Annotated in this window: 6 protein-coding genes; 5 read left to right on the top strand and 1 reads right to left on the bottom strand. The window is 35.5% G+C overall.

Annotated features, from left to right (window positions below):
• Positions 1-64 precede the first annotated feature (64 nt).
• Both THESIDRAFT1_RS06455 and THESIDRAFT1_RS06460 read left to right on the top strand, forming a co-directional pair.
• On the top strand, positions 65-2,281 hold the full coding sequence (locus tag THESIDRAFT1_RS06455; RefSeq protein ID WP_006569881.1) for a YhgE/Pip domain-containing protein: 2,217 nt from the start codon (positions 65-67) through the stop codon (positions 2,279-2,281).
• Positions 2,282-2,535: 254 nt separating this feature from the next.
• Complete coding sequence (locus THESIDRAFT1_RS06460; protein ID WP_006569882.1) at positions 2,536-8,067, top strand: alpha amylase N-terminal ig-like domain-containing protein; 5,532 nt, start codon at positions 2,536-2,538, stop codon at positions 8,065-8,067.
• A gap of 36 nt (positions 8,068-8,103) precedes the next feature.
• Here THESIDRAFT1_RS06460 and THESIDRAFT1_RS06465 read toward each other — a convergent pair whose 3' ends face one another.
• Complete coding sequence (locus THESIDRAFT1_RS06465; RefSeq protein ID WP_003871271.1) at positions 8,104-8,997, bottom strand: PP-loop family protein; 894 nt, start codon at positions 8,995-8,997, stop codon at positions 8,104-8,106.
• 177 nt (positions 8,998-9,174) lie between these two features.
• Between THESIDRAFT1_RS06465 and THESIDRAFT1_RS06470 the strand changes: the two genes are divergently transcribed.
• Genes THESIDRAFT1_RS06470 through THESIDRAFT1_RS06480 form a run of 3 tightly spaced genes read left to right on the top strand, consistent with a single transcriptional unit; the run spans position 9,175 to position 11,164 of the window.
• On the top strand, positions 9,175-10,017 hold the full coding sequence (locus THESIDRAFT1_RS06470) for a fumarate hydratase (RefSeq protein ID WP_003871272.1): 843 nt from the start codon (positions 9,175-9,177) through the stop codon (positions 10,015-10,017).
• Between the two features lie 20 nt (positions 10,018-10,037).
• Positions 10,038-10,598: a Fe-S-containing hydro-lyase gene (locus THESIDRAFT1_RS06475; protein ID WP_006569883.1), complete on the top strand. Its 561-nt coding sequence runs from the start codon at positions 10,038-10,040 to the stop codon at positions 10,596-10,598.
• 5 nt (positions 10,599-10,603) lie between these two features.
• Complete coding sequence (locus tag THESIDRAFT1_RS06480) at positions 10,604-11,164, top strand: uracil-DNA glycosylase (protein ID WP_003871274.1); 561 nt, start codon at positions 10,604-10,606, stop codon at positions 11,162-11,164.
• Positions 11,165-11,394 lie beyond the last annotated feature (230 nt).

Genomic DNA, 11,394 nt, shown 5'->3' on the forward strand with positions numbered 1-11,394 from the left:
AGGAGAATATAATAATAACTGTACTGACTGGTCAGTCTAAAAATCGATGAAAGGAGGAGAAACATTGAAAGCATTTAAAGTTGCAGCAAAAGAAATAGAAAAAATAATTAAAAGCAGGTTTATAAGGGTTGCAGTTATTGTTGTTGCCTTTATGCCTTTACTTTACAGCTTTCTATACTTATACGCTTTTTGGGACCCTTATTCTAAGTTAGATAAACTCCCTGTTGCAGTTGTCAATGAAGACAAAGGCGGAATATACGATGGCAAACAAGAGAACTTTGGAAATGAAGTTGTACAAAAGTTAAAAGACAACAAAGAATTCAAATGGGATTTTGTAGATTATAAAGATGCTATTGATGGACTCAAAGGGAGTAAATATTATTTTATTATTAAAATTCCGCAGGATTTTACACAAAATCTTATAAGTGTTGATTCTCCTACTCCGAAAAAAGCTTCTATTGAGTATATAACCAATGATAAGAAAAATTTCCTTGCAACACAGATTGGCAATAAAGCTATAGAAAGTTTACAAACCCAAATAGAAAATTCTATAAGAAAAGGGTATATTGATTCTATTTTTAAAAGTGTTGATGAATTAGGCAGTGGTTTAAAAGAAGCCTCAGAGGCAGAGAATAAACTCGCAACAGGTACCTTAGAGTTGTATAATGGTGCACAAAAATTAAATAGTAGTATGAATACAGCTTTAGATGTAAGCAAACAAATAAAAGATGGTGCTTTAAGCTTAAATAATGGTATCAGTCAAGCGTTAAATGGTTCTACAGCTTTATACAATGGAGCAAATCTCCTTTCACAAAAATTTTCTGATGCAAGCAATACAGAAGCCTTATTAAATGGAATGAATTCATTACAAAATGGAATAACAGGAATTAATCAAGGATTAAATGATGCTTCTAATAGTGCCATTAAACTAAAAGATGGAATCAATTCTCTTGTCAATGGATACAATCAAGTAGGGCAAAATGTTTCTTCTTTTGCTGGCAGTATTTCACAACTGAAAAGTGGCTTGAGCCAAATTTCTACAGCTTTAGATAGTGCGCAGGTTGCTTTGAAAGATTATATTGCAAAACATCCTGAAGCAAGTAGCGACCCTGAACTACAAAAAGCACTTATTGCGATTGCACAATCTAATGCAGGGATTAATAGCATGAGTCAAAACTTAAATAGCGGTTTGACCCAAGTTCAGCAATTAAATACTGTTCTCGCACAATTGCAGCAGGCTTCCAACACAATTAATAATGGTATGGATTCTTTAGCATCAGGTCTTTCATATATGTCTCAAGCGTCAAGCCAACTTGTAGACGGTTCAAATAAATTGTACAGTGGCGTAGCACAGCTTAGTGTAGGCATAAATACAGCAGGAGAAAAATTAAAAGAAATTTCAAATGGCTTATACAGTCTCAATAATGGGATAAAAAGTTTAAGTGATGGATCCTCAAAATTATATAATGGTGCTAATTCGCTATATAATGGTATGGCACTTCTTAAAGATGGAACTAGGCAATTTGCAGATGGAGCAAAAAGTTTATATGATAATCAGAGGCTTTTAGCACAAAAATTAAGTGATGCAGCTGAGAAAATAGATTCATCAGGAATTACAACGGCTAAAAAGGATATGATTAATGAACCTATAATACTTGATACTAGAAGGCTTTATCCTGTTAAAAATTATGGAATTGGTTTTGCACCATATTTTATACCTCTATCCTTGTGGGTAGGCTCATTAATACTTTTCTTCTTGATAGATATTTTTGATAAAGAAAAATACGAAGGAATGAACAATGTCTCTATACAATTAGGAAAATTTATGTCTTTAGCATTAGTAGGCATATTGCAATCTGTGGTATCAAGTTTTGTGCTTGTAGAAGGACTAAAATTAGATGTGCATAATTTATTCTACTATTACCTGATAAATGCTGTGATGTCTCTTACCTTTATCGCTATAATTCAGCTTTTTGTGATGCTCTTTGGCATTGCAGGTAAATTCTTTGCAGTAGTATTATTAATGCTTCAACTTACCTCCTCAGGAGGAACTTTCCCAATGGAACTTTTACCTAAGTTTTTCAACGTAATAAATCCTTATCTGCCTATGACTTATGGAGTTGCAGGACTTAGGGAAGCAATATCTGGGAACAATATTAGCGCAATACTGCACAATATCTCTATAATTGCAGGATTTGGAGCGCTGTTCTTACTGTTTACAATACTTTTAGCAGAAAAAGCAGATAAAATGGAGATAACACAAAGGTTAAAGCAAATATGAATTTTCAAAGAGGGATGTTTAAATGCATCCTTTTCTTTTTTGCAAGGTATTGACAAAATATATGGGGTTGGCTATAATAACAATAAGATAGCGAAAACGATTGCGCAAAAATTTGCACAAATAAAATGTGTTTTTATCACATTTATCTTTTTGCAATTTGTGAAAGCGATTGCCCAAAAGAAACGGAGGTGGGATTGCAAATTAGTTTTTTAAAAAATATTTAAGGAAATATATAGCGAAAAGGGGGATTATAGGTGTTTAAAAGGAGAGCTTTAGGATTTTTGCTGGCTTTTCTTTTAGTTTTTACAGTAGTATTTGGCTCAATGCCTATGGAATTTGCAAAGGCTGAGACAGATACAGCGCCAGCGATAGCCAATGTTGTTGGCAATTTTCAATCCAAACTTGGAGATTCTGACTGGAATATAAACAGTGACAAAACGATAATGACATATAAAGGTAATGGCTTTTATGAATTTACTACCCCAGTTGCGTTACCTGCAGGTGATTATGAGTATAAAGTTGCTCTTAATCATTCATGGGAAGGTGGAGGAGTTCCTTCACAAGGTAATTTAAGCTTTCATCTTGATTCAGATTCTGTAGTGACTTTTTATTACAATTACAACACTTCAAGTATTACCGATTCCACAAAATATACACCAATTCCCGAAGACAAGCTTCCAAGACTTGTAGGGACTATACAGCCTGCAATAGGAGCAGGTGATGATTGGAAACCTGAAACATCGACTGCTATAATGAGAGACTATAAGTTTAATAATGTTTACGAATACACTGCAAATGTTCCAAAAGGGAATTATGAGTTTAAAGTGACTTTAGGGCCCTCATGGGATATAAATTATGGCTTAAATGGTGAACAAAATGGGCCAAATATTCCTTTGAATGTAGCCTATGATACTAAGATTACATTTTACTATGATTCGGTTTCACATAATATATGGACAGATTATAATCCACCTCTTACAGGACCTGATAATAACATATATTATGACGATTTAAGACATGACACCCATGACCCATTCTTCCGCTCGCCTTTCGGTGCAATAAAAACGGGAGATACTGTGACATTAAGAATACAAGCAAAAAATCATGACATTGAGTCAGCTAAAATTTCTTATTGGGATGATATTAAAAAAACAAGAATAGAAGTCCCTATGTACAGAATTGGTCAAAGTCCTGACGGGAAATATGAATACTGGGAAGTTAAGTTAAGCTTTGACCATCCCACAAGAATTTGGTATTACTTTATACTTAAAGACGGGACAAAAACTGCTTATTACGGAGATAACGATGAACAATTAGGTGGCGTAGGTAAAGCCACAGATACAGTAAATAAGGACTTTGAACTTACTGTCTACGATAAAAACTTAGACACCCCTGATTGGATGAAAGGGTCAGTAATGTATCAAATATTCCCTGATAGGTTCTTTAATGGGGATTCTTCAAATGACTATTTAAAGAAATACAGCAGAGGTTTTGATCCTGCCGAATATCATAGCAACTGGTACGAACTTCCAGATAATCCGAATGATAAAAATAAACTAGGATATACAGGGGATGGCATATGGTCAAATGACTTCTTTGGCGGTGATTTACAAGGTATAGATGATAAATTGGATTATTTAAAAAGCCTTGGAATATCAGTCATTTATCTCAATCCAATTTTTCAATCACCTTCTAATCACAGGTACGATACAACCGATTACACAAAAATAGACGAACTATTAGGAGATTTATCTACCTTTAAGAAGCTCATGGAGGATGCCCATGCAAAAGGGATTAAGGTAATACTTGATGGCGTCTTCAATCATACAAGTGATGACAGCATTTATTTTGATAGATATGGTAAATACTTAAACACGGGAGTTTTAGGTGCTTATCAAGCATGGAAACAGGGAGATCAGTCAAAGTCTCCATATGGTGACTGGTATGAGATAAAGCCTGACGGTACCTATGAAGGATGGTGGGGATTTGACAGTTTACCTGTGATAAGGCAGATAAACGGCAGTGAATATAATGTCAAAAGTTGGGCGGATTTTATTATAAATAATCCTAATGCAATATCTAAGTATTGGTTAAATCCTGATGGGGACAAAAATGTAGGTGCAGATGGTTGGAGATTAGATGTTGCGAATGAAGTTGCTCACGATTTTTGGATTCATTTTAGAGGTGCAATTAATACTGTGAAACCGAATGCTCCGATGGTTGCAGAAAACTGGAATGACGCTTCACTGGATCTGCTTGGAGATTCTTTTAACTCTGTTATGAATTATCTCTTTAGAAATGCAGTAATTGACTTTATATTGGATAAATCATTTGATGACGGAAATGTGGTTCACAATCCTATAGATGCAGCAAAACTCGACCAAAGGCTTATGAGCATATATGAGAGATATCCTCTTCCAGTGTTTTATTCTACTATGAATCTTTTAGGTTCTCATGACACCATGAGGATATTGACAGTATTTGGATACAACTCTGCGGATGAAAATCAAAATTCTCAAGCAGCAAAAGACCTTGCGGTTAAAAGACTTAAACTTGCTGCAATACTGCAAATGGGTTATCCAGGCATGCCTTCTATTTATTACGGAGATGAAGCAGGACAATCTGGAGGAAAAGACCCGGACAACAGAAGGACATTCCCTTGGGGAAGAGAAGATACTGATTTGCAAACTTTTTTCAAGAAAGTTGTAAATATAAGAAATGACAATCAAGTTTTGAAAACAGGAGACCTTGAGACACTTTATGCAAATGGCGATGTTTATGCCTTTGGAAGAAGAATCATAAATGGAAAAGATACTTTTGGGAAATCGTATCCTGACAGTGTAGCTATTGTCGTAATAAATAAAGGTGACGCAAAACAGGTTTCTATAGATACCACTAAATTTATAAGAGATGGAGTTGCTTTTACAGATGCCTTAAGTGGCAAGACATACACGGTTCAGGATGGTAAAATTGTTGTAGAAGTTGGATCAATGGATGGGGCAATACTCATTTCAGATCCAGAGCAAAATTTGACAGCACCTCAGCCAATAACAGACCTTAAAGCAGTCTCAGGGAATGGCAAAGTAGACCTTTCCTGGAGTGTAGTAGATAAAGCAGTAAGCTATAATATTTACCGTTCTACAGTTAAAGGTGGGTTATATGAAAAAATAGCTTCAAATGTTACGCAAACTACCTATACTGATACAGAGGTTACCAATGGTCTAAAGTATGTGTATGCTGTAACCGCTGTAGATAGTGATGGAAATGAAAGTGATTTAAACAATGAAGTTGAGGCATATCCAGCATTTCCTATTGGCTGGGCAGGAAATATGAACCAAGTTGATACCCATGTAATAGGCGTAAATAATCCAGTTGAAGTGTATGCTGAAGTGTGGGCAGAAGGATTAACAGATAAACCTGGCCAAGGGGAAAATATGATTGCCCAGTTAGGATATAGGTATATTGGAGATGGTGGGCAAGATGCTACACGCAACAAAGTGGAAGGTGTTGAAATAAGTAAGGACTGGACATGGGTTGATGCACAATATGTAGGGGATTCTGGGAATAATGATAAATACATGGCTAAATTTGTACCTGATATGGTAGGCACATGGGAATACATTATGAGATTTTCTTCTAACCAAGGCCATGATTGGACGTATACAAAAGGACCAGATGGGAAAACAGATGAAGCAAAACAGTTTACTGTCGTGCCATCAAATGATGTAGAAACACCTACAGCTCCAGTCTTACAGCAACCAGGAATTGAATCCTCAAGAGTTACACTTAACTGGAGTCCGTCAGCTGATGATGTTACTATTTTCGGCTACGAAATCTATAAGTCTTCAAGTGAGACAGGACCATTTATAAAGATTGCAACTGTGTCTGACAGTGTGTATAACTACGTAGATACAGATGTAGTAAATGGCAATGTGTATTATTATAAAGTTGTGGCAGTTGATACCTCCTATAATAGGACAGCATCAAATACAGTAAAGGCGACACCTGATATAATACCTATAAAAGTGGCATTTAATGTCACAGTACCAGATTATACTCCTGATGATGGTGTAAATATTGCTGGAAACTTCCCGGATGCTTTCTGGAATCCAAGTGCTCAGCAAATGACAAAGACAGGACCTAGCACATACAGCATTACCTTAACTTTAAATGAAGGTACACAAATTGAATATAAATATGCGAGAGGAAGCTGGGATAAAGTAGAAAAAGGTGAATACGGCAATGAAATTGACAATAGGAAGATAACTGTTGTTAATCAAGGTTCAAATACAATGGTTGTAAATGATACAGTGCAAAGATGGAGAGATTTGCCGATATATATCTATTCTCCAAAAGACAACACTACTGTTGATGCAAATACGAGTGAAATAGAGATTAAAGGCAATACTTACAAAGGCGCAAAAGTAACTATAAATGATGAATCTTTTGTACAACAAGAAAATGGTATATTTACAAAAGTAGTTCCTTTAGAATATGGTGTAAATACTATCAAAATACATGTAGAGCCAAGTGGTGACAAGAATAATGAACTTACAAAAGATATAACAATAACTGTTACAAGAGAGAAGCCCGGCCAGGAGACAGAACCTACTCCTACTCCACCAACAGAAACAACAAAACCATCTCAAGAAGTATCACAAGGCAAAATAGTTGTAGAAAATAACACAACAACACTTACAATAGACGAAAACAAAGTAGCAAAAGACATAAAAGACACTTCAAAGAAAGAAATACGATTTGACTTAACAAATATAGGAACTACACCTCAAAAAGCATTAGAAATACCTGTAACTGTACTTAATTTAATAGCAGAGAACAACAAAAACGTAGTAGTAAAATCAGACGAAGTAGCTCTTCAATTTGATGCAAAAACTTTGACAGTCTCACAAGAAGCAATTGACCTCATAAACAAAGCAGGAACAATAAAACTTAACATACACAACAAAGGCAAAAAGGAAGCATCATCTTTCGAGCCAATAACAAGCGCCTATGACATAACAATAAAAGCAGGAGACAAAGACATAAAAATAGGGTCACCAGTAAAAATGACATTTAACATAAAAGGTGGAAAAGACATAAGAAAAGCAGGAGTATACTACTTAAACGAGAAGACAAATCAATGGGAATACGTAGGAGGAAAAATTGACAAAGGAACAAACACAATAACCTTTGAAGCCAAACACTTCTCAACCTATGGAGTCTTTGAATACAACAAAGAATTCAAAGACGTAACAAAAGACAATTGGGCATATGACGTAGTAAATGTCCTTGCATCAAGGCACATAATAAAAGGAGTAGACAGTGAAACATTTGTACCGAACGCAAAAATAACAAGAGCAGAATTTGCAGCATTAATGATAAGGGCATTAGGAATAGAAGAAGAGCCATACAAAGGAGAATTCAATGACGTAAGAGAAGGAGCATGGTATGCAAACGCGATAGAAGCAGCATACAAAGCAGGGATAATGTTAGGAGACGGCAAGAATATGAGGCCGGATGACCCAATAACAAGAGAAGAGATGACAGCAGTAATAATGAGGGTATACGGAAAGCTTGCAGAGTACAAAGAGGACAGTATAGGGAATACCACTTTCAGTGATAACAACAAGATAAGCGAATGGGCAAAGAATGTAGTAGCGAATGCAGTAAAACTTGGAATAGTAAGAGGATATGAAGATAACACTTTCAAGCCAAAAGACAACGCTACAAGAGCAGAGGCAGCAGCTATGCTTTACAGAATTTTAGAGAAAACAGGAAATATATAAATGAGAAAAATGCGCCCATTGGGCGCATTTTTCTCATTAGTCAGTTTTTACCCATGTGCGGCAGAAGGTACACACGGGAGAAACAGAAGGAAAACCACATACCTCACAATTTATTTTTGGAGGACGGGCAGAAGTACCAGCAAATAGATGGGCATATTTTGTGTAGTTTTTATAAAAAGACCTTTTAATTCCTGGGGAATTTTCCTCTAACATATCTAAGGCTTCTTGATATCTTGTATATTTTGCTTCTCTTGAATAAGGACATACTGCGGTTACAGGTTTTATATTGTGAAGTTTTGCAAAAGCAATTATCTCTTCTTCTGCTTGGAAAGCGAGAGGTTTAATTTTTCGAGCAAATCCCGGTTCTTCAGGGAGTACAGGAGTTCCCTTTGATAAATGATGAAGGTCCCATCGGAATAGATTTGCTAAAAGCAACTTAGCCATGTCGTCTAATGTATGACCTGTTGCTAGTGCATCAGCTTTTACAGATAAAGTGTATTCATTCATAAGATGCCTTTTAGTGACTCCACATAGAGCACATATCCTGTCTTGGTGTTTAGCTACATCCGGGATACCTTTTCGAAATTTTTCTTTTAAGCTTACTATTTCTAAAGGAATATCATTTTCTTTGCAAAAGTTTTCCACAACTTCTCTAGATCGAGAAGAGAAGTTGTTTTCTTCTATTCCTAGATCTATAAAAAAGCCCAGCACTTCATAACCTAATCTTTTTAAGACAAAAGTAGTGACTAAGGAATCTTTTCCTCCTGAGATTGCAACGACTACGCGCCCTTTCGGAGGCAGCATTTTATATTTTTCAATAGTTTTGGCAACTTGTCTCATAAAAAAAGCATCCAAATGTTCTTCGCAAAAGGCGGAATTATGAGCGGGGAATTTTACAATTGCTGGTTTACGGCATACAGTACATTTCAATGGCATAACCCTCCTTTACTTAATAAATTGTGTACTACAATCAAAGCTATACCTTAAATTATAAAAAATTTAAAAAGAAATAGCAAAAACGCTATTACTTCAACAAGTTTTCCTTAAAAAATTTCTAAAAAAATAGTATTATATACTTGTGAAGAACTTAAGAGGGAGTGAAAAATTTTGAAAGTGATAGAAGCAAAGAAAATTACTGAAATAGTAAAATTGCTTTGTATTGAAGCTAATTATGAATTACCTCAAGATATATTTGAAAGTTTAAAAGAAAGAATAAAAGAGGAAACAAGTCCTTTGGGTAGAGAAATTTTAAAAGATATAGTTGCAAATGCTGAAATAGCGAAAACGCAAAGAATGCCTATATGTCAAGATACAGGAATAGTGGTAGTTTTTGTAGAGATAGGACAAGAAGTACATATAGTTAATGGCAATTTAGAAGAAGCGATAAATGAAGGTGTAAGACTGGGGTATGAAGAGGGGTATTTGAGAAAATCTGTTGTAAAAAGCCCTATTTTGCGAATAAATACTGGTGACAACACTCCTGCGATAATACATTATCATATCTGTGAAGGGAATAGATTTTCAATAACTGTAATGCCTAAAGGTGCAGGAAGTGAAAATATGAGTGCTTTAAAAATGCTAAAGCCTTCTGACGGAGTGGAAGGGATTAAAAATTTTGTTATTGAAACAGTTGAAAAAGCAGGTCCTAATGCTTGCCCTCCCTCGATCGTGGGAATAGGAATTGGAGGGGATTTTGAACTTGCTCCTTATCTTGCTAAAAAGGCGTTATTGAGGAAAGTGGGAGAAAGAAATACTGACGAAGTGATAGCTCAATTAGAAGAGGAATTACTGCAAGAAATAAATACATTAGGTGTTGGTCCGCAAGGGTTGGGAGGAAGTACTACCGCTCTTGATGTTCATATTGAAACTTATCCTACCCATATAGCTTCTCTTCCTGTAGCTGTCAATTTAGGATGCCATGTTACAAGACATGCTACTTTTGTATTATAATATTGTTGGGAGGAAAAATGATGTACAAGAAAGTAACTACTCCTTTAGATGAGGGAATAGTAAACCAGCTTAAAGCAAGGGACTTAATTTTGCTATCAGGAGAAATTTATACAGCAAGAGATGAAGCTCACAAGAGAATGATAGAATCATTAAATAGAGGAGAAAAATTACCTTTCGAAATAAGAAATAGTGTAATTTATTATGTAGGTCCCTGTCCTCCTAAACCGGGACAAGTTGTAGGAAGTTGTGGGCCTACTACAAGCGGAAGAATGGATAAATACACACCGGTATTAATTGAATTAGGATTAAAAGGCATGATAGGAAAGGGATATAGGAGTAAAGAAGTTATAGAAGCTATGAAAAAGTATAAAGCAGTCTATTTCACTGCTATAGGAGGAGCAGGAGCACTACTGGCACAAAAAGTAAAAAAAGCAGAAATAGTAGCTTATGAAGATTTAGGTACAGAGGCTATCTATAAATTTTTAGTTGAGGATCTTCCTGTTATTGTTACTATAGATATCTATGGCAATAATTTGTATGAGATTGAGAGAGAAAAATATAAGACTAATTTAAAAAGGTGAGAGAAATGGCACTTCTACCCTTAAAAGAACTATATTTAGAGTGTTTACATTGTACAAAATGTGACCTTAGTAAAACGAAAACTAATATGGTTTTTGGAGAAGGAAATTTAAGGGCAAAAGTTATGTTTGTGGGAGAAGGACCAGGAAGAGACGAGGATTTGCAAGGGAGGCCTTTTGTAGGAAGAGCTGGTCAACTTCTCAACAAAATGCTTGAGGAGGTTGGATTAAAAAGAGAAGAAGTCTATATTGCTAATGTAGTAAAGTGTAGGCCGCCAAACAATAGAGTGCCCTTGCAGAGTGAAATTGACGCTTGTCTTCCCTATTTGAGAAATCAAGTGGCTATAATAGCTCCGAAAATTATTGTTTGTCTTGGAGCTACTGCAGCAAAGGCTATAATAGATAAAAACTTCAAAATAACAACAATGAGAGGACAATGGTTTGAAAGAAAAGGCGTTAAAATAATAGCGACTTACCATCCAGCTGCAATTTTGAGAGACCCTGAAAAATTAGAACCTGCAATGGAGGACTTTAAAAAAATTAAAGAAGAGTTAAATAAATTATTGTAATTTAAAGCATTTTAAAGCATAACCAAGCATAGTCGGTATAATTACGAATAATGGCTTTATATAAGGTTATACAGAGATTGAAGTGACAGCGTAAAAATGATATATTAATAAACGTCGCTGTTGAGGCGACGAGACAGCAAGATAAGGTATTGACAAAGGTAATAGAATTTGATAATATAGAGAAGCTGCTGAGGGGCAGCGGAGGGACCTTGAAAAATGAACAGTGAGGC

The sequence above is a fragment of the Thermoanaerobacter siderophilus SR4 genome (genome assembly GCF_000262445.1).
GTDB classification, from domain to species: Bacteria; Bacillota; Thermoanaerobacteria; order Thermoanaerobacterales; family Thermoanaerobacteraceae; genus Thermoanaerobacter; species Thermoanaerobacter ethanolicus.

Excerpts from the sequence above, each read along its gene's own strand:
- THESIDRAFT1_RS06475 (WP_006569883.1), top strand. The coding sequence starts at position 10,038 with ATGTACAAGAAAGTAACTACTCCTTTAGATGAGGGAATAGTAAACCAG.
- THESIDRAFT1_RS06480 (WP_003871274.1), top strand. The coding sequence starts at position 10,604 with ATGGCACTTCTACCCTTAAAAGAACTATATTTAGAGTGTTTACATTGT.